The following is a 19,096-nucleotide window of genomic DNA, read 5'->3' on the forward strand; positions in this document are numbered from 1 at the left end:
CCACTGCGATGCACCGATAGGACGGAATCACAGTCTCAGGCCCGGAGGTTCTCGATCGGCACGCTGAGCCGCATCAACAGGCCCCCGGGCGCCCAATCGTGTTCCAGCACGCCGTCGAGCTGGCCGACGACGCTGCGCTCGGCCAGCACCGTGCCGAATCCCTTCCGGGACGGGGTTCCGGTGACCGGCGGGCCGCCGGCCTCCTGCCATGTCAGGGTATAGCGCCCCGCCTCCCGCAGCCCGCTCAAGGAGACGCCGCCCTCCTTGGTGGAGAGGCCGCCATACTTCATGGCGTTGGTGGCCTGCTCGTGCATGATCAGCGCCAGCGCGGTCGCGGTGCGCTCGCCGATCTCCACATCGTCCCCCGCGATGGCGACGCGCGCCTGCCCGCCCTCCTCGTAGGCGGCCATGATCAGGCGCATCAGGCCCAGCACCGTCTGCCCCGCCACCGCGGGCGCGCTGTCGGGGGAGTGCGGCCGGACATATTCGTGCGCCCGCGCCAGGGCACCGAGGCGCTCGCGGAACGCCTTGGCGAAGGGCTGGGCCGCGGGATCGCTGCGGGCGGTGAGCGCGGCCAAACCGCCGACCACCGCGAAGATGTTCTTGATCCGGTGCGACAGCTCGCGGATCAGCAGGTCGCGGGCCTCCTCGGCGCGCTTGGCCTCGCGCAGGTCTCGGGTCACGGTGGCGTAGCCGATCTCGGCCCCGGTCGGGTCCTGCACCGGGAAGATGTTGTAGAGCACCGCCACCGGCTCGCCCGTGACGAAGTGCCGGAACGCCAGTTCGCCCTCCCAGAACCCGTTCCGGCGCACCGCCGGCATCGCGGTCTCCTCCAGGATGCGGCGGCTGTCCGCGGTGAAGAAATCGGGGATCCGGTGCTGGCGGGCGGTGGCGAGATCGGGCAGGCCGATCAGCGCCAGGGCGGCCTCGTTGAGATGGGTGACCGCGCCGTCCAGGGTGCAGAGACCGATGAAGTCCTTGGAGGTCTCGACGATGGCGGCGAGCTTGCGCGCCTCGGCCTCGGCCCGCTTGAGGTCGTCGATGTCGGTGCAGGTGCCGAACCAGCGCTCGATCCGCCCGTCGGCATCGCGGATCGGCATGGCGCGGCCCAGCGTCCAGCGATAGGCGCCGTCGCGATGGCGCAGGCGGTACTCGATCTCGTAGGGATCGCCGGTGGCCAGCGAGTGGCGCCAGCGCGCCCAGGCCCGCTCCTGGTCGGCGGGGTGGAACACATCGTTCCAGCCCTCGCCATCGGTGGAGCCGGAGGGCACGCCGGTGAACTCGTACCAGCGGTCGTTGTAGTAATCGTGGAACCCGTCGGGCCGGGTGGTCCAGACCATCTGGGGCATCGCCGCGGTCATCACCCGGAAGCGGCGCTCGCTCGCGGCGATCTCGGCCTCGCGGCTCGCCACCTGCGCCAGGGTCCGCCGGTGCTCGAGCAGGCTGGAGATCTGACGGGCGAGCGCGGTGAGCGTGGCCGTCTGTTCCGTGTCGAGCCCATCCGGCCGCGGCGCCCGGTCGAGCACGCAGAGCGCGCCGAGCGGGATGCCCTGGGCACCCCGGATCGTGGCGCCGGCATAGAAGCGGAACCCCTCCGGGCCAGTTACCAGAGGATTCTCGATGGTCCTCGGATCGGCTGTCAGATCGGGGATGACGAGCAGGCCGTCGGACTCGATCGTGTAGGCGCAGACCGAGCAATTGATCGGCAGCTCCCGTTCACCGAGCCCGACCTCCGACTTGAACCATTGCCTCTCGGCATCGACCAGACTGACCAGGGCGACCGGCGCGCGACAGACATAGGCGGCGACCCGCACGAGATCGTCGTAAAGCGGCTCGGGCTCCGTATCGAGGATCGCGAGGTCGCGTAGCTCCGCGAGCCGTTCCGCGGTGCGCCAGGCGCCGCCGGCCGGTGGGGAAGCTGGGAGCGCGTGAGGTGCCGGCACATCCATGGTTCGGCCGTCACATAGGCCTGTTGAGCTTCCCTGCCTAGGTGGCTGCGTAGACGATCGCCGCGCCCGCAACGGGCGCGGCGGCCGATCGGGCCCGTGATGCCTTAGGCGGCGCGGGCCGCACCCAGGGTTGGGTAGTCGATGTACCCTTGCGGACCCTGGCTGTACCACGTGGCAGCCTCGTCCTTGTTGAGCGGCGCACCCTTGGCGATCCGCTCGACGAGATCGGGATTGGCGATGAAGGTCCGCCCGAACGCGATCGCGTCCGCCTCTCCGGCATCCAGCACCTTCTGGCCGCTGACGCCGTCATAATCGGCGTTGAGGATCATCGGGTTGCGGAACACCCGGCGCATCGCAGGGGCGATCGGCGGATGGTCGGCCTTGCCGAAGGTCCCATCCGGGCCGGGCTCGCGCATCTCCAGGAAGGCGACATCGAGATCGGCGAGCGCCTGGGCGGCGGCCACGAACAGCGGCTCGGGGTTCGAATCGTTGCAGCCCTGGATCGCGCCGTTCGGCGAGAGGCGCACGCCGGTACGCTCGGGTCCCGCGACCTTGGCCACCGCCGCGGTGACCTCGCGCAGCAGCCGCACGCGGTTCTCGATCGCGCCGCCGTACTGGTCGGTGCGGTGATTGGTGCCGTCGCGCAGGAACTCGTCGATCAGGTAGCCATTCGCCGCGTGGATCTGCACGCCGTCGAACCCGGCCGCCAGCGCGTTGGCGGTGGCGCGCTCGTAGTCACCGAGCAGGCGCGGGATTTCGGCGATCTCCAGGGGGCGGGCCTCGGCGTAGGGCTTCTTGCCCTCATAGGTGTGGGCCTGATCCGGCGCCGTCGTGGCCGAGGCCGCGACCGGCTGGGCGCCGCCGAGGAAGTCCGGGTGGACCAGCTGGCCCATATGCCAGATCTGGCAGACGATCTTGCCACCCTTGTCGTGGACCGCCTTCACGATCGGCCGCCACGCATCGACCTGGGCGTCGGACCAGATACCCGGCGCGAACGGCCAGCCCAGCCCCTCCTGAGAGATGCCGGTGGCCTCGCTGATGATGAGGCCGGCGCCGGCGCGCTGGGCGTAGTATTCGGCCATGATCGGGGTCGGCACGTGCGCGCGGGTGCCGCGGCCGCGGGTGAGCGGGGCCATGAAGATCCGGTTCTTCGCTTCGATGGCGCCAATGCGGATCGGGTCGAGCAGGGACGGCATGGGGTACCTCGTGCTGCTGCGGTCGCGCCGCAGCCGGTTTAAAGCCGTGGTCGAGGTGGCGCTGCGGCGCGGCGATGCCAAGGTGCAGCGCAGCGGGGCGTGCGGCGGCGTGCGGGGGCGCACATGGCGCGGCGGGTGCGCCTTCGGTCACGGAGGGGGAACGAAGACCAGCTCGCATTCGGATGCCAGCCAGACGAGGTGGCGTTTCATCTCTCCACCGGACGGTGCCGCAGCCGGCATGCCGGGAAGCCGTCCGGCCATCGCGTCGATCGAGAGGAGCCGGGATCGCAGGCCCGACGTGAGCCAATCCTTGTCCTTCTCCCGCCACGCGACGGCTTTGGCCAAAGCCACATCGTCGGGGTCCGGAACGATGACCGTGATGCCGGGACAGCCGGCACTCGCATACAGCGTGGTGCGCGCCGACCAGTCGCTCGGCATCAATGACGTTTCAGGCGATACGCCGTCGCAATAATAGCCGTACTGCAGATGGAAGCTCGACCCCTGGCCGATATTGGCATCGATCGCGTCGGACAGATCGTCGGAATTCGGCATGTCCGGAACGTAGAGGTCCGCCTCCGGAGTCAGCAGCATGTCGCCGGGAATGTTGCGGCACCGGATCAGGACGACGGCGGAGCCGACCAGGACGAAGCGCCGATGTCCCGTCACCTCCCCGGCTGCCCCGAAGAGATGATCGAGCTTGTCCTTCCGCATCATCCGGTGAGGTCCGGAACTCGCCGGCCCAGGCTCTCGGCGGAGCGTTCCCGGGACGGGATCACGACGAAGACGGGCTGCGTGTCGCGCAGAAGTTCGCCCTGCGGGCTGTCCTCCAGCAACTGCCGGACGATCTGCCGGACATTCTGGCCCAGAAGATCCGCCCACAGCGCGTAATATCGGGCCTGCGCGAAATCCGGGCGCACGCACCGTTCCAGGTAGGCCTGGCCGTTGGCGAGGAGACCTGGATCGTCGATGAGATGCACGGCGACACGCCGCGTCAGGTCATACGAGCGCCGCTTGCTGCGATCGTGAAAATCGGTCTTCACGGGCAGACTGCCGACGAAGCGTTCCCCCTCAGTCATCAGACGCATCCAGACGCATCGGCTCGGCGGTGCCGGAGCATACCGCGATTCCGCACGCACTCGAAGTCCGCAGGACAAATCGCGTCGCCCCGGGAATCCGCTCCGGGGCGACGCGGGGACGGGATCCCTCAGCTATGCGCCAGCACCGCCAGCAGCAGCAGGGCGATGATGTTGGTGATCTTGATCGCCGGGTTCACGGCGGGGCCGGCGGTGTCCTTGTAGGGGTCGCCCACCGTGTCGCCGGTCACCGCCGCCTTGTGGGCGTCCGAGCCCTTGCCGCCGTGGTGGCCGTCCTCGATGTACTTCTTCGCGTTGTCCCAGGCGCCGCCGCCCGAGGTCATCGAGATCGCCACGTAGAGGCCGGTCAGGATCACGCCGAGCAGGCTCGCGCCCACCGTGGCGAAGGCCTGGCTCTTGCCGGCGATCAGCTGGATCACGAAGAACAGCACGATCGGCGACAGCACCGGCAGCAGCGAGGGGACGATCATCTCCTTGATCGCCGCCCGGGTCAGCATGTCGACCGCTCGGCCGTAATCCGGCCGGTCGGTGCCCTGCATGATTCCGGGCTTCTCCCGGAATTGGCGCCGAACCTCCTCGACCACCGCGCTGGCGGCCCGCCCCACCGCCGTCATGGCGATGCCGGCGAACAGGAACGGGATCAGGCCGCCGAGCAGCAGCCCGACCACCACGTAGGGGTTCGACAGAGAGAAATCGACGCTGACGCCCTGGAAGAAGCGGTACTGGGTCGGGCTGGCATTGGCGATGAAGTAGTTCAGGTCCGACGTGTAGGCGGCAAACAGAACCAGCGCGCCGAGGCCGGCCGAGCCGATCGCGTAGCCCTTGGTCACCGCCTTGGTGGTGTTGCCGACCGCGTCGAGGGCATCGGTCGACTTGCGCACGTCCGGGGGCAGGCCCGCCATCTCGGCGATGCCGCCGGCATTGTCGGTGACCGGCCCGAAGGCGTCGAGCGCCACGATGAAGCCCGCCAGCGCCAGCATGGCGGTGACCGCGATGGCGATGCCGAACAGGCCGGCCAGCGCGTAGGTGCTGATGATGCCGGCCACGATCACGATGGCGGGCAGAGCGGTCGATTCCAGCGAGATCGCCAGCCCCTGGATCACGTTGGTGCCGTGGCCGGTCACCGAGGCGTCCGCGATCGACTTCACCGGGCGGAAGTTGGTGCCGGTGTAGTACTCGGTGATCACCACGATCAGCGCCGTGATGGCGAGCCCGATCACCGCGCAGCCGAACAGGCCGGCCGACGTGAAGGTGACGCCGGTCGACGTGGTGAAGGTGGTCGAGAAGCCGCCGAGCAGGGTCATGTTGACGGCCGCGATCGCCACCACCGAGAGCACCCCCGCGGTGATCAGGCCCTTATAGAGGGCGCCCATGATCGACTGGTTGGCCCCGAGCCGCACCGCGTAGGTGCCGGCGATCGAGGTGAGGATGCAGGCCGAGCCGATGGCCAGCGGGTAGAGCATCATCGGCTCCAGCACGTCGCGGCCGCTGCCGGTGGGGCCGGAGAAGAAGATCGCGGCCAGCACCATCGTGGCCACCACGGTGACCGCGTAGGTCTCGAACAGGTCGGCCGCCATGCCGGCGCAATCGCCGACATTGTCGCCGACGTTGTCGGCGATGGTCGCGGGATTGCGTGGATCGTCCTCCGGGATCCCGGCCTCGACCTTGCCGACGAGGTCGCCGCCGACATCGGCGCCCTTGGTGAAGATGCCGCCGCCGAGGCGCGCGAAGATCGAGATCAGCGAGGCGCCGAAGCCGAGCGCCACCAGCGCGTCGATCACCTCGCGGCTCGACGGATCGAGATGGGCTCCGCGGGTCAGGAACAGGTAGTAGAAGGCGACCCCGAGGAGGGCGAGGCCCGCCACCAGCATGCCGGTCACCGCCCCGGACTTGAAAGCGACATCGAGGCCGCCGCCCAGCGAGGTCGAGGCGGCCTGCGCGGTGCGCACATTGGCCCGCACCGAGACGTTCATGCCGATGAAGCCGGCCGCGCCGGAGAGCATGGCGCCGATCAGGAAGCCGACCGCGACCTTGATCCCGAGGAACACGGCCAGCAGCACGAACAGCACCACGCCGACGAGACCGATCGTGAGGTATTGGCGCTTCAGATAGGCTTGCGCGCCTTCCGCGATGGCGGAGGCGATCTCCTGCATGCGCTGCGTGCCGGCATCGCGCCGCATCACGTCGAGGATCGTGACGATGCCGTAGGCGATGGCGCAGAGCCCGCCCACGATGATCAGAATCAAGGGAATCATGCGACCGTCCTTGTCATTATCGTGCCTGGCTGGGGCTTATGCTTGTCGAGCTTGACCGCCGGAGGACGGCCATGGGACGCGGTGCTCGGATCCGGGGCTTTCCTTCCCAGAACAAGGCCTTGATTGCCAAACTTCGCCGGGGAGCGCAAACGCTGTGTTTGACGGCCTCGCAGCTCAGCGCGCGAACGCTGCATCGCACAACGAGATCGAGCTAGAATTATTATACATAAAGCCGAATGGCTGCGATGGGATCTGTTTCAGACAGGTCCACCAGTAGAGACTGTCCGCGTGGTCTGCGCTTGGCACGATCGCCTATGCGGTCTCAGGCCCACCGGGTCGGTGGGTTCCGACACAACGTCGCGTCCCGAACATCAGGGCTGGGTAAGGCGCGCGTCATTCGATTCGCATCACCAGGGTGGAGGTCCCAACGGACGTCACACCGGCATGGACACCCTATGCGTCCTCGGGCACGGAAGCCGCTTCCGGACGATGCCGAGTCGCAGATCGGCCTTCACCGCGGCCGTTCCTGGGCTTCCTGGAACGAGGGGCCTCAGAAGTGGCTGAAGGCCCCGGCGGCGAAGACATGGACCCCGCCGTCTCCCGTCTCGAAGCGCGGCGGCCCCTCGCCCGCGGTGACGGTGCCGATGACAGTCAGCTTTATCCCGGCCGCCTCCACCTCGGCCTGGAGAGCCGCCAACGCCTCCGGAGCCACCGTGCAGAGGATCTCGTAATCGTCGCCGCCGGTCAGAGCCGTCGCGATCAGGCCCGGCTCCGCCGCGCAGGCATGCCGGGCCGCCTCCGAGAGCGGCACCGCGGGCAGAGCGATCCGGGCCGTGCGGCCCGCGCCCAGCATCTTGGCGAGATCCCCCGCAAGCCCGTCGGAGACGTCCATGGACGCGGTGGCGTGGCGGCGGATCGCCGGCGCGGCGGCGAGGCGTGGGCGGGGGTGCAGGTAGCGGTCGGCCAGCACCGCCCGCAGCGCCGGATCGAGGGCGGTCGCCCAGGGCGCTTCCGGCTCCAGCCGCAGCCGCAGGCCCAGCGCCGCGTCGCCGATCGTGCCGGTGACGCAGATCCGGTCGCCGATCCGCGCCGTATGGCGCCGGACGATCGTGCCGGCCGGGACCTCGCCGATGAGGCTGATGTTGATCAGCGCCGGTCCGCCGGAGCGCACCGTATCGCCGCCGAGAAGCGGGCAGCCCGCCTCCGCGGCGGCCACGCCGAGTTCCGCCGAGAAGGCAGCGAGCCAGTCCTCGGTCCAGTCGTCGGGCAGCGCCAACGTTAAAAGAAAACCCCGCGGCACCGCGCCCTTGGCGGCGATGTCGGAGAGGTTCACCCCGAGGGCCTTGCGGGCAATGGAGGCCGGCGGATCGTCGGGGAAGTAGTGGATCCCCGCCACAACGGCGTCGGCGGTGAGGACGAGGTCGTGGCCGGGCGCGGGGGTCAGGGTCGCGGCATCGTCCCGGAGCCCGTCGGCACCCGGCCCGGCCAGCGGCGCGAAGTAACGCGCGATCAGCCCCTCCTCGGAGGCGCGGACCGGGCCGGCCACGGGTCAGGCCTTCCCGGGCGCCGTCTTCGTGGGCAGCGGCTTGGACGAGCCGGGCTTGTTCGAGCCCTTGGCGGGGCCGACCTCGCCGGGCCGGACCTCCCGGGCGAGCCGGTCGAGCACCGCGTTGACGAGACCCGGCTCGTCACCCGGATAGAAGCTGTGGGCCACGTCGACATATTCGGAGATCGCCGCCGCCGCCGGTACGTCGAGGCGGAACATCAACTCGTAGGCGCCGGCCCGCAGGATCGCCCGGAGCACGATCTCGATCCGCCGGAGCGGCCAGCCTTGCGCCAGCGCCTGATCGAGCTTCGGGTCGATCGCCCGTTGCTCCTCGACGGCACCGCGCAGCAGATCGCGGAAGAAGGCGGTCTCGGCCTGGGGATGTTCGATCCCGTCGATCTCCTGGCCGATCCAGAACGCCTCGAACTCGGCGAGCGCTTCGAGGACGCCCTTGCCGGACACATCCATCTCGTAGAGCGCCTGCACGACGGCGAGGCGTGCTCCGGTGCGCAGGCTGATCGTCTTGCCGCCCATCTCCGGCTTCGTGTCGGTCATCTGAGTATCCGTCATCGCGAGCGCGTAGCTTCCGCGGCGCGCTTGAGGGCGAGGACGCCGAGCGCTGCCTCGGCCGCGCCGCCACCCTTGTTCATCTCGGCCACCCGGGCGCGGGCCAGCGCCTGCGCCTCGGTCTCGACGGTGAGAATGCCGTTGCCGAGGGGAATCCGGCGGTCGACTGAGAGATCCATCAGCGCCCGGGCGCTCTCGCCGGCCACGATGTCGTAATGGCCGGTCTCGCCGCGGATCACGCAGCCCAGCGCCACCACGGCGTCGTAGGCCTCCGCGTCGAGTAGGATCGCCACGGTGGCGGGGATCTCCAGGGCGCCCGCCACCGTCACCACGGTCGCGTGCGCGCCGGCCGCTTCGATCGCCGCGCGGGCGCCGGCCAGGAGTTCGTCCGCGAGGGCATCGTAGTAGCGCGCCTCGACCACGAGGATGCGGGCCCCGGCGAGCGCCGGGTCCTGGGGCTTCGGCGCCGCGTCGGCGCGGGTATGGGCGACCATGGCTCTCGTCCAGCCGGTTTTTTGGGGGTTGGCGGGCGGCACGGGGCGCCCGCGAGGGGAGGACGGTTAGACCGAAGCGGCCGGCGCCACAAGCGGTACGATCCGCTCCGGGGCCGAACAGGCTTGAGCTTGGCCCCATGACCCGTCAAGATTGCACCGGACCGCCGCTGAACCGCCGTCGAACCGCCATGCCGCCAGCCCTCGCCGCCGAACACCTCCCCGAAGCCGGCGAGAAGAGCGCGTATGCCTTCCGCACGATCAGCGAGGTCTCCGAGGAGCTCGACGTGCCCCAGCACGTGCTGCGCTTCTGGGAGACCCGCTTCGGCCAGATCCGCCCCGTCAAGCGCGCGGGTGGGCGGCGCTACTACCGGCCCCACGATGTCGAACTCGTCGCCGGCATCCGCCAGCTCCTGCATGTTCAGCGCTACACCATCGCGGGCGCGCAGCGAGTGCTCAAGGAGAACGGCGTCCGCTTCGTCCAGGCGGTGGGCCGTGGCGAGGCCGTTGCGGCCGAGCCGCTGGTCCAGGATGCCGAGGCGGAAACCGGCGCCTTCGCGGATCCGGACCGCGCGGCCCTCGCGGCAGCCCTCGACGAGCTGCGCGCCTGCCGCGCCCTGCTGGACGGCCTGCGCACGCCCCCGGACGCCTGACGACCCGGTCCCGGGGCGCGCGGCCAAGCCACGGCCAAGCTCACGGCAAAGCTCACGGCAAAGCTCTTGCAGGGGCTGGGCGAACTTTCGCCAGGACCCCGCGTTGTCGCCCGCATGGCCTCGCCCCGATCCAAGCTGTCGCCCAGCCAGGAACTGATGGCCCGTATTATGCGGATCGTCCGCACCTGCCCGGAGGCGGCCGGGGAGATGCTGGAACTGATGTTCCTCGTCAGCCAGATCGAAGCTGCCACCAGCGTCGACCGGGAATACCGTGATGCGAAGCGCGTGATCAGCCGTCTGCGCAACCCGCTCTGGGAGATGGGCCCGGCCGACCGGGAGAAGCTGCTCTCGGCCGCGGAGGCGATCCGCCGCGTCTGCCGCCTCGCCGAGGACGAGATACCCTCCATGCCGATCGCCGACGCCGGCGAGCGCGCCCGCGTCGAGGCACGCCTCAACGCCGCCCTGGCAGGCGAGCTTGACGCCGCGCAGATCGCCCGCGTCACCGGGATCGTGGCGGCAGTGCTTCAAAATTAAGCAGCATCCCGATGAACCGGTGCTGGGCGCACTCGACGCCCGTGCCGGCCGTCCCCACATGCTCGTCACCGATGGAAGGGGCGCCCGGAGCGGCCTCCGGAGAGCGCGCCCGCATCGGCACCGGAGAGACGCTTTCATGATCGCCCTTCGTCCGCTCGCCGTGCTGCTCGCAGGGAGTCTGGCGCTAGCCGGGCCGGCCCTGGCCCAATCCCCGACGAGCCGATCGAAGACCGTCGCCCCCGGCAAGACGGTGCGGCTCGAGATCGCCCCCAATCTCAAGAAGGACTGCTCGACCGGCCCGATGCCGGAGTTCAAGGTCTCCGGCCCGCCGAAGAACGGCTCGGTGATCACCAAGGTCGGCAAGCTGAAGACCCCGGCGAGCTACCGCTGCCCCAACAAGGAGGCCGCGGTCCAAGCGTTGTTCTATCAGCCCAATGCCGGCTTCACGGGTGCCGACGAAGTCACCTTCGAGGTGAGAGCCTCCGACGGGCAAGTCCAGACGCAGACCGTGAAAATCACGGTCGGTGGAAGCGGTGCCAAATCCGGAGACGATGCCAAGAAAGAGGGCACCGATTTGTGAGCTGCGGCGAACAACTGCGGCACCTGCGCAGTTTTTCAGCTCTCGACACATGCTCAAAGGCGGCACAGACTCTCGTTTGCGCCGCCTTCACGGCCGGAGAGTGTTGCATGCAATCGACATGCCCGGCGACATGCTCGCCGCACTGCGACAAAAGCGGGCCTGTCGGTTGCATCCGAGCCGAGACAGGATGAAGCTGTCACGGTCTGAGAGGGTTATCGAATGCCGATGCATGCGACGAACGACCTTTTCCAGAGCTTCGCCCGAGGCTACGAGGCCCGCCGCGACACGGAGATGACGCTCTCCGAGTATCTCGAAGCCTGTCGCGACGAGCCCCTGATGTACGCCTCGGCCGCCGAGCGGATCCTGGCGGCGATCGGCGAGCCCGAATTCGTTGATACCTCGAAGGATTCGCGCCTCGGCCGGATCTTCATGAACCGGACAATCCGGACGTATCCGGCTTTCCGGGAGTTCTACGGGATGGAGGAGACGATCGAGCGGATCGTCTCGTTCTTCCGCCACGCTGCGCAGGGTTTGGAGGAGCGCAAGCAGATCCTGTACCTGCTCGGCCCCGTGGGCGGCGGCAAGTCGTCGCTCGCCGAACGGCTGAAGCTGTTGATGGAGGTCCACCCCGTCTACGTGCTCAAGGCCGGGGACGAGGTCTCGCCGGTCTTCGAGAGCCCGCTGGGCCTGTTCGACCCCGACACGATGGGCGAGGAGATCCAGAAGCGCTACGGCATCCCGCGCCGGCGGCTCACCGGCCTGATGAGCCCCTGGGCACTCAAGCGCCTCGACGAGTTCAACGGCGACATCTCCCGCTTCAAGGTGATCAAGGTCCGGCCGTCGCGCCTGCGCCAGATCGCCATCGCCAAGACCGAGCCGGGCGACGAGAACAACCAGGACATCTCCTCGCTGGTCGGCAAGGTCGACATCCGCCGGCTGGAGACCCTGTCGCAGGCGGATCCCGACGCCTACTCGTATTCGGGCGGCCTGAACCGCGCGAACCAGGGCGTTCTCGAATTCGTCGAGATGTTCAAGGCGCCGATCAAGATGCTGCACCCGCTGCTCACGGCGACGCAGGAGGGCAACTATGTCGGCACCGAGAATATCGGCGCGATCCCGTTCACCGGCGTGATCCTGGCCCACTCGAACGAGTCCGAGTGGCAGACCTTCAAGACCAATAAGAACAACGAGGCGTTCATCGACCGGATCTACGTGATCAAGGTCCCGTACTGCCTGCGCGTCACCGAAGAGCAGCACATCTACGAAAAGCTGATCTCCGGCTCGGAACTGTCGGATGCGGCCTGCGCACCCGGCACGCTGGAGATGCTGGCGCGGTTCTCGGTCCTGTCGCGCCTGCGCGAGCACGCCAATTCCAACGCCTTCTCGAAGATGCGGGTCTATGACGGCGAGTCCCTGCGGGAGGTCGATCCCCGCGCCCGCTCGATGCAGGAATACAAGGACACGGCGGGCGTCGACGAGGGCATGGACGGGATCTCGACCCGCTTCGCTTTCAAGGTTCTGGCCGCGACCTTCAACCACGACACCACCGAGGTCTCGGCCGACCCGGTGCACCTGATGTACGTGCTGGAGCAGGCGCTCAAGCGCGAGCAGCTCCCGCCCGAGACCGAGAAGAAGTATCTGGAATTCATCAAGACCGAATTGGCCCCGCGCTACGCGGAGTTCATCGGCCACGAGATCCAGAAGGCCTATCTCGAATCGTACCACGATTACGGCCAGAACCTGTTCGACCGCTACATCGACTACGCCGACGCCTGGATCGAGGACCAGGATTTCAAGGATGCCGAGACCGGCCAGCTCATGAATCGCGAGCTGCTGAACCAGGAGCTCACCAAGATCGAGAAGCCTGCGGGCATCGCCAACCCGAAGGATTTCCGCAACGAGGTGGTGAAGTTCGCCCTGCGCTCCCGGGCGCAGCATGGCGGCCGCAACCCGAGCTGGACCTCCTACGAAAAGCTGCGCGAGGTGATCGAGCGGCGGATGTTCTCCCAGGTGGAGGAATTGCTGCCGGTGATCTCCTTCGGCTCCAAAAAGGACGGCGACACCGAGAAGAAGCACGGCGAGTTCGTCGAGCGGATGGTGTCGCGCGGCTACACCGAGCGGCAGGTCCGCCGTCTGGTGGAATGGTACATGCGGGTCAAGCAGGCCGGCTGAGGGACGACGGGGCCCAGTCAGTCGGGCCCCGTTCCGACCCTCCGCCGCCACAGTTTCGGACGACCGGCCGGTGACGATGTCGGCCCTGCTGCGAACCCGGGATCCTTTCCTTCGGCCGCAGCATGGTACGACAAGGGTCGGAACCCGGCCGGCACACGCGGACGAGGGTTTTCGCAGCGGATGCACATCGTCGACCGACGTTTGAACCCGGGCGGCAAGAGCCTCCCCAACCGCCAGCGCTTCCTGCGCCGCGTCAAGGACGTGGCCCAGCGCGCCGTGCGCGAATCCGCCCGCGAGAAGGACATCAAGGAGCTGGGCAAGGACGGCCGGGTCTCGGTGCCGGCCGATGGCGTGCGCGAGCCGCGCTTCTCCCGCCAGCCCGGCACCGGGCTTCAGGACCACATCCTGCCGGGCAACAAGACCTACGTGGAGGGCGATACGATCGAGCGGCCGCCGGGCGGCGGTGGCGGGCGCGGCTCCGGCGAGGGCGGGGATGGCGGCGAGAACAGCGAGGATGCGTTCCGCTTCGTGCTCACCCGCGAGGAGTTTCTGGAGCTGTTCCTCGAGGACCTGGAACTGCCGGACCTCGCCAAGCGGCGGCTGGCAGTGGTCGAGACCGAGGGCCTGCGCCGGGCCGGCTACACCGTGACGGGCTCGCCCGCCAACCTCGCGCTGACCCGCACCCTTCGCAATTCGATGTCCCGGCGGATCGCCCTCAAGCGACCGAAGCCCGAGGAGGTCGCGGCCCTGCAGGCGAAACTCGACGCGCTGTCGGAGGGTGACCCCGAGCGCGCGGAACTGGAGCAGGCGCTGCTGAAGCTGCGTGAGCGGGCCAAGCGCATCCCGTATGTCGACCCGCTCGACCTGCGCTTCCGCCGGTTCGAGCCCTATCCGCGGCCGATCGCGCAGGCGGTGATGTTCTGCCTGATGGACGTGTCCGGCTCGATGACCGAGCACATGAAGGACCTCGCCAAGCGGTTCTACATCCTGCTCCACATCTTCCTGACGCGCCGCTACCGGCACGTGGAGATCGTGTTCATCCGCCACACCGACCGGGCGACCGAGGTGGACGAGGAGACCTTCTTCGGCTCCCGGGAGACCGGCGGCACGCTGGTCTCGTCGGCGCTGGTCGAGATGAAGCGCATCATCGCCGAGCGCTACGACCCCAACGACTGGAACATCTACGCCGCGCAGGCCTCGGACGGCGATAACGTCTCCTCGGATGGGCCGACTTCCACGGAGCTCTTGCGAGCGCACATCCTGCCGGCCTGCCAGCACTTCGCCTACTTGGAGGTGGGCGACGAGAACGGTCCGCGCGCCGGCTTCGTGGAGCACCGCACCACCCTCTGGCGGACCTACGAGGCGATCGCCAAGGCGGGCGGCCCGATCGCCATGCGCAAGGTCAACCACCGGCGCGAGATCTACCCGGTCTTCCGCGAGCTGTTCGGCCGCCAGGATGCGCGGGCGGAGGCGGAGGCCTGATGGCGGCGCGCGCATCAATCGATCGGGAGGCCGCATGACGCTCGTGAAGGCACGCACGCCCCAGATCATCTCCGGCAACCAGAAACCCCTGTTCATCGGCAACGACTGGGATTTCGACACGATCCGACGCATCCACGACGCCTGCGAGGCCATCGCCGGGCCGCAGCTCGGCCTGTCGTGGTATCCGAACCAGATCGAGATCATCACGGCCGAGCAGATGCTTGACGCCTACGCGTCGATCGGCATGCCGCTGTTCTACAAGCACTGGTCGTTCGGCAAGCACTTCGCCCAGCACGAGGCCGGCTATCGCCGCGGCCTGATGGGGCTCGCCTACGAGATCGTCATCAACTCCGACCCGTGCATCTCCTACGTGATGGAGGAGAACACGGCGACGATGCAGACGCTGGTCATCGCGCACGCCGCCTTCGGTCATAACTACTTCTTCAAGAACAATTATCTGTTTCGGCAGTGGACCGACGCCGAAGGTATTCTGGACTATCTGGATTTCGCCAAGGGCTTCATCACCCGCTGCGAGGAGCGCTACGGTCATCAGGCGGTGGAGCAGGTGCTCGACGCTGCGCATGCGCTGATGAGCCAGGGCGTCCACCGCTACCCACGCAAGAAGCGGCCCGACCTCGCCTCCGAGCAACGGCGCGAGCGCGAGCGGATCGAGCACGGCGAGCAGATCTACAACGATCTTTGGCGCACCCTGCCGCAGAAGATCGGCACCGTGCGGCCGGACGTGGCGGCGGAACGGCGCAAGGCGCTCCTCGAATTACCGCAGGAGAACATACTTTACTTCCTGGAGAAGGTCGCGCCGCGCCTGCGGCCATGGCAGCGCGAGATCCTGCGCATCGTCCGCTTGGTCGCCCAGTATTTCTATCCGCAGCGCCAGACCAAGGTGATGAACGAGGGCTGCGCCACCTACAGCCACTACCGGATCATGAACGCCCTGTCGGAATCGGGACAGATCACCGAGGCGGCCTACCTCGAATTCCTGCAATCCCACACCAACGTCATCCGGCAGCCGAACTACGACGACCGCTCCTACGGCGGTCACAACCCTTACGCGATCGGCTTCGCGATGATGCAGGACATCGCCCGCATCGTGGAGCAGCCGAGCGACGAGGACCGGGCTTGGTTCCCGGAGATCGCCGGCACCGGCGACGCCATGGCGGTGTTGCGCGATTGCTGGGAGAATTACCGGGACGAGAGCTTCATCCAGCAATTCCTGTCGCCCAAGCTGATGCGCGACCTGCGCCTGTTCCACGTGGTCGACGACCCCGACGAGCCGGAATTGCGCGTGGAGGCGATCCACGACGAGCGCGGCTACCGCAAGATGCGACGCTCCTTCGCGCGTCAGTACGACGTGGCGTGGCTCGATCCGGATATCGAGGTGGTGGATGTGGATCTCGAAGGGGACCGCCGCCTGATCCTGCACCACAAGGCGATCAACAAGATCACCCTGCAGAAGGACGACGCCAAGCGGGTGCTGCAGCACCTCGCCGACCTCTGGGGCTACGACGTGGTGCTCAAGGAGGTCGAACCGGCCACCGGCACGGTGCTGGGCGAGATCACAGCCAGCGCGCGGCCGATTTTTTTCTGACTTGGATGACGACAACCTGGCGTTTCCCTCCCCCCTCGACGGGGGAGGGTGCGTGCGGGAGGCGGCGTGTTCTGAACAACTAACCCGTACTGCATGACACAATGGCCGCCACGACCCTCACCCTCGAAGAGACCAGCGATTTCCTCGACCGTGAATTCCCGCAGATGCAGGCGGGCGGCCGGGCCTATCACCTTGAGGCTGTGGGATCGCTCTCGGCCCGGATGCGGCTGGAGGCGCACGAGCGGTTCCTGCGCCCCGGCGCGACCGTCTCGGGGCCGGCCATGATGGCGCTGGCCGATTACGCCCTCTACGCGGCGATCCTCGCCAATATCGGCCCTGTCGCTCTCGCGGTGACCACGAGCCTGAACTTCAACTTCCTGCGCAAGCCCGCCTCGGGGGATCTCCTGGCCGAATGCCGGCTGCTCAAGCTCGGCCGGCGGCTCGCGGTGGGCGAGGTTCTGATCACCGCGGACGGCAACCCCGACCTCGTCTGCCACGCCACCGGGACCTACTCGATCCCACCGCGCTGAGCGCGCGCGGCGTTCCGCATTTCAAGTCATGGTTTCGAAAGGTCGAGACCTTTCGCGGGTCCAGGGCGGAGCCTTGGAGACCATCTCGGGGCGAACAAGCTGTCAGCCCCGTGCCTCGGCGAGCCGGGCTGCGTAGCGGGCGATCAGATCGACCTCCAGGTTCAGCCTGTCCCCGGCGCGCCGCTCGCCCCAGGTGGTGACCTGCAGCGTGTGCGGGATCAGCAGCACCGAGAATTGGTCGTCCTGGACCGAATTCACGGTGAGCGAGGTGCCGTCGAGGCAGACCGAGCCCTTCTCGGCGATGAAGTGTTTCACGGCGGCCGGCGCCCGCAAAGTGAAGCGTTCGCTGGCCCCCCAGGCATCCGCTGTGACGCTTGTGCGCTCCACGATCTCGGCGAGGCCATCGACATGGCCCGTGACCAGGTGGCCGCCGAGTTCGTCGCCAACCTTGAGCGAGCGTTCGAGGTTGATCCGCGTGCCCGGCGCCCAGGAGCCGACCGTGGTGCGCATCAAGGTCTCGGCGGCGGCGTCCACCGCGAAGACACAGCCGCCCTCGGCCGGCTCCACCGAGACCGCCGTGAGGCACGGGCCCGCGCAGGCGATCGAGGCGCCGAGCGTGATCGTGGTGGGGTCGTAGGAGGCCTGGATCACAATCCGGCGCAGGTCGCCTTCGCCCGAGACCGAGACCACCGTGCCGACGGCGCTGACCAACCCGGTGAACATCGCTTACGTCCTGTTGCGTTCGTAGGTCACGGCCGCGTCGGGTCCGAGCTGGAGCCGCTCGGCCTCGCGGAACCGGTCACTTGCCAGAGCTTTCGCCAGGGCGGGTCCCAGCGCCGGAAGGCCCCCGGCCGGCCCCAGCTCCACCGGCCCGGTGACCAGCGTGCAGGTATCGATCAGATCGGCGCGCGCCAGCGCCTCTGCAAGGCGGGGCCCGCCCTCGCTGCACAGGCGGGTCAGGCCGCGCTCGCCCAGATGCGCCAGGGCGGCCGGAAGGTCGATCCCGCCGGCCGCGTCCGCCGGCACGGTGGCGACCTCGACGCCCAGCGCCTCCAGGGCGCGCTTGGCATGGGCCGGGGCGGAGCGGGTGGTCAGCACCAGCGTCGGCGTGTCGCGGGCGGTCCGGGCGAGCACGCTCGCCGGCGAGAGCCGCAGATGCGTGTCGAGCACGATCCGCAGAGGCGAGCGCCCGGTGAGTCCCGGCAGCCGTACGGTGAGCGACGGATCGTCGGCCCGGGCGGTGCCGATGCCGATCAGGATCGCGTCGGCATGGCCCCGCCAGAGATGGACCGCCCCATCGGCCACCGGCCCGGTGATCCGCAGGCGCTCGGGACCGGCCGACGCGCAGAAGCCGTCGCGGGTGCGGGCGAGCTTGAGGTGCAGGGCCGGCCGGCCCCGCGTCACCCGGGTGATGTGGCCGAGATGGTCGCGGGCCGCCTCTGCCCGCATCAACCCGGTCTCGACCGTTACCCCCGCCTGCCGCAGGAGATCGTGGCCGCGCCCCGCCACCCGCGGGTCGGGATCCTCCAGAGCGCTGACCACCCGGGCGATCCCGGCGGCCAGGATCGCGTTCGTGCAGGGCGGCGTGCGGCCGTGATGCGAGCAGGGTTCCAGGGTGACGTAGAGGGTCGCGCCCCGGGCGGCATCCCCCGCGGCGGCGAGCGCCAGGGGCTCCCCGTGCGGGCGGCCGCCCGGCGCCGTGGCCGCCGTCCCGAGGATGCGGCCTGTGGCGGGCTCGACCACGACGGCACCGACCGACGGGTTCGGCCAGGTGCTGCCGAGGCCCCGCCGGCCCAGGGCGAGGGCGAGGCGCATGAAGGTCGAATCGTCGCTCATGTGCGACCGGAGCGGCGGCGTCCCGGGGCCTCGGGCTCCGGCTCCACCTCCAAGGCGGTCTCGGACCCCGGCAGCGGCGTGCCGTCGCCGAGTGTGCCGAGCAGATCCTCGAAATCCTTGGCCTCGCGGAAGTTCTTGTAGACCGAGGCGAAGCGCACGTAGGCCACGTCGTCGAGACCCTTGAGCCCCGCCATCACCAGCTCGCCGATCGCCTCGGAGGTCACCTCGGGCTCGCCGGCGCTCTCGAGCTGCCGGGTGATGCCGCTGACCAGCCGCTCGATCCGCTCCGGCTCGACGCTGCGCTTGCGCAGGGCCACGTCGATGGAGCGCTGGAGCTTGTCCCGGTCGAAGGGCACGCGCTTGCCCGAGCGCTTGAGGACCACGACCTCGCGCAGCTGCACCCGCTCGAAGGTGGTGAAGCGGCCCGCGCAATCCGGGCAGACCCGGCGGCGGCGGATCGCGGCGCCGTCCTCGGAGGGTCGCGAATCCTTCACCTGGGTCTCGGAGCCGCCGCAATAGGGACACCGCATGGATTTCGATACTCAGGCATGGAAACGGCCGCGGATCGGTGGGATCCGCGGCCGTTTCCTAATCCACCGAAGGCC

Annotated in this window: 18 protein-coding genes; 7 read left to right on the forward strand and 11 right to left on the reverse strand. The window is 68.7% G+C overall.

Annotation, left to right across the window (positions count from 1 at the left end; genetic code table 11):
- Positions 1-35 precede the first annotated feature (35 nt).
- The 8 genes from MKK63_RS23120 to ribH all read right to left on the reverse strand — a co-directional run bounded on the left by MKK63_RS23120 (position 36) and on the right by ribH (position 9,101).
- Entirely contained in the window at positions 36-1,949 is a 1,914-nt protein-coding gene (locus tag MKK63_RS23120; protein ID WP_244005976.1) for a PAS domain S-box protein, read from the reverse strand.
- 104 nt (positions 1,950-2,053) lie between these two features.
- Positions 2,054-3,145 carry an alkene reductase gene (locus tag MKK63_RS23125; protein ID WP_244005978.1) on the reverse strand — a complete coding sequence of 364 codons (1,092 nt, stop codon included), beginning with the start codon at positions 3,143-3,145 and terminating at the stop codon, positions 2,054-2,056.
- Between the two features lie 147 nt (positions 3,146-3,292).
- A complete protein-coding gene (locus tag MKK63_RS23130; protein ID WP_244005980.1) occupies positions 3,293-3,859 on the reverse strand; it encodes a DUF6036 family nucleotidyltransferase in 567 nt (188 codons plus the stop codon).
- On the reverse strand, positions 3,856-4,221 hold the full coding sequence (locus MKK63_RS23135) for a hypothetical protein (protein ID WP_244005982.1): 366 nt from the start codon (positions 4,219-4,221) through the stop codon (positions 3,856-3,858). Before MKK63_RS23135 ends, MKK63_RS23130 begins: the two co-directional genes overlap by 4 nt.
- A 128-nt stretch (positions 4,222-4,349) precedes the next feature.
- Positions 4,350-6,494 carry a sodium-translocating pyrophosphatase gene (locus MKK63_RS23140; protein ID WP_244005984.1) on the reverse strand — a complete coding sequence of 715 codons (2,145 nt, stop codon included), beginning with the start codon at positions 6,492-6,494 and terminating at the stop codon, positions 4,350-4,352.
- A gap of 550 nt (positions 6,495-7,044) precedes the next feature.
- A complete protein-coding gene (gene thiL, locus MKK63_RS23145) occupies positions 7,045-8,040 on the reverse strand; it encodes a thiamine-phosphate kinase (RefSeq protein WP_244005985.1) in 996 nt (331 codons plus the stop codon).
- A 3-nt stretch (positions 8,041-8,043) separates the two neighbouring features.
- Positions 8,044-8,610, reverse strand: a complete 567-nt coding sequence (gene nusB, locus MKK63_RS23150) for a transcription antitermination factor NusB (protein WP_409564547.1) — start codon at positions 8,608-8,610, stop codon at positions 8,044-8,046.
- Positions 8,607-9,101, reverse strand: coding sequence for a 6,7-dimethyl-8-ribityllumazine synthase (ribH, locus tag MKK63_RS23155; protein WP_244005987.1), 495 nt, complete (start codon positions 9,099-9,101; stop codon positions 8,607-8,609). The genes nusB and ribH overlap by 4 nt, the downstream gene beginning before the upstream one ends.
- Positions 9,102-9,289: 188 nt before the next feature.
- Between ribH and MKK63_RS23160 the strand changes: the two genes are divergently transcribed.
- From MKK63_RS23160 to MKK63_RS23190, 7 genes are all read left to right on the forward strand, one after another.
- Positions 9,290-9,751 carry a MerR family transcriptional regulator gene (locus tag MKK63_RS23160; RefSeq protein WP_244006129.1) on the forward strand — a complete coding sequence of 154 codons (462 nt, stop codon included), beginning with the start codon at positions 9,290-9,292 and terminating at the stop codon, positions 9,749-9,751.
- 114 nt (positions 9,752-9,865) lie between these two features.
- Complete coding sequence (locus MKK63_RS23165) at positions 9,866-10,285, forward strand: hypothetical protein (RefSeq protein ID WP_243919239.1); 420 nt, start codon at positions 9,866-9,868, stop codon at positions 10,283-10,285.
- Positions 10,286-10,421: 136 nt separating this feature from the next.
- Positions 10,422-10,865, forward strand: coding sequence for a cadherin-like domain-containing protein (locus tag MKK63_RS23170; protein WP_244005988.1), 444 nt, complete (start codon positions 10,422-10,424; stop codon positions 10,863-10,865).
- Positions 10,866-11,084: 219 nt separating this feature from the next.
- Complete coding sequence (locus MKK63_RS23175) at positions 11,085-13,037, forward strand: PrkA family serine protein kinase (protein ID WP_244005990.1); 1,953 nt, start codon at positions 11,085-11,087, stop codon at positions 13,035-13,037.
- Between the two features lie 180 nt (positions 13,038-13,217).
- Positions 13,218-14,519: a YeaH/YhbH family protein gene (locus MKK63_RS23180; protein ID WP_244005991.1), complete on the forward strand. Its 1,302-nt coding sequence runs from the start codon at positions 13,218-13,220 to the stop codon at positions 14,517-14,519.
- 34 nt (positions 14,520-14,553) lie between these two features.
- Positions 14,554-16,125 (forward strand): SpoVR family protein, encoded by a 1,572-nt coding sequence (locus MKK63_RS23185; protein WP_244005992.1) that lies wholly within the window; start codon positions 14,554-14,556, stop codon positions 16,123-16,125.
- Positions 16,126-16,226: 101 nt separating this feature from the next.
- The gene (locus MKK63_RS23190; RefSeq protein ID WP_244005993.1) at positions 16,227-16,655 is read left to right on the forward strand and encodes a PaaI family thioesterase; all 429 of its coding nucleotides are present in this window, start codon (positions 16,227-16,229) and stop codon (positions 16,653-16,655) included.
- Positions 16,656-16,757: 102 nt separating this feature from the next.
- Here the strand turns inward: MKK63_RS23190 and MKK63_RS23195 are convergent, their stop codons facing one another.
- Genes MKK63_RS23195 through nrdR form a run of 3 tightly spaced genes read right to left on the reverse strand, consistent with a single transcriptional unit; the run spans position 16,758 to position 19,021 of the window.
- A complete protein-coding gene (locus MKK63_RS23195; protein ID WP_244005994.1) occupies positions 16,758-17,378 on the reverse strand; it encodes a riboflavin synthase in 621 nt (206 codons plus the stop codon).
- Between the two features lie 3 nt (positions 17,379-17,381).
- A complete protein-coding gene (gene ribD, locus MKK63_RS23200; RefSeq protein ID WP_244005996.1) occupies positions 17,382-18,491 on the reverse strand; it encodes a bifunctional diaminohydroxyphosphoribosylaminopyrimidine deaminase/5-amino-6-(5-phosphoribosylamino)uracil reductase RibD in 1,110 nt (369 codons plus the stop codon).
- The gene (nrdR, locus tag MKK63_RS23205) at positions 18,488-19,021 is read right to left on the reverse strand and encodes a transcriptional regulator NrdR (protein ID WP_244005997.1); all 534 of its coding nucleotides are present in this window, start codon (positions 19,019-19,021) and stop codon (positions 18,488-18,490) included. The genes ribD and nrdR overlap by 4 nt, the downstream gene beginning before the upstream one ends.
- Between the last annotated feature and the right edge of the window lie 75 nt (positions 19,022-19,096).

Source organism: Methylobacterium sp. J-088, assembly GCF_022829295.1.
Taxonomy (GTDB): Bacteria; Pseudomonadota; Alphaproteobacteria; order Rhizobiales; family Beijerinckiaceae; genus Methylobacterium.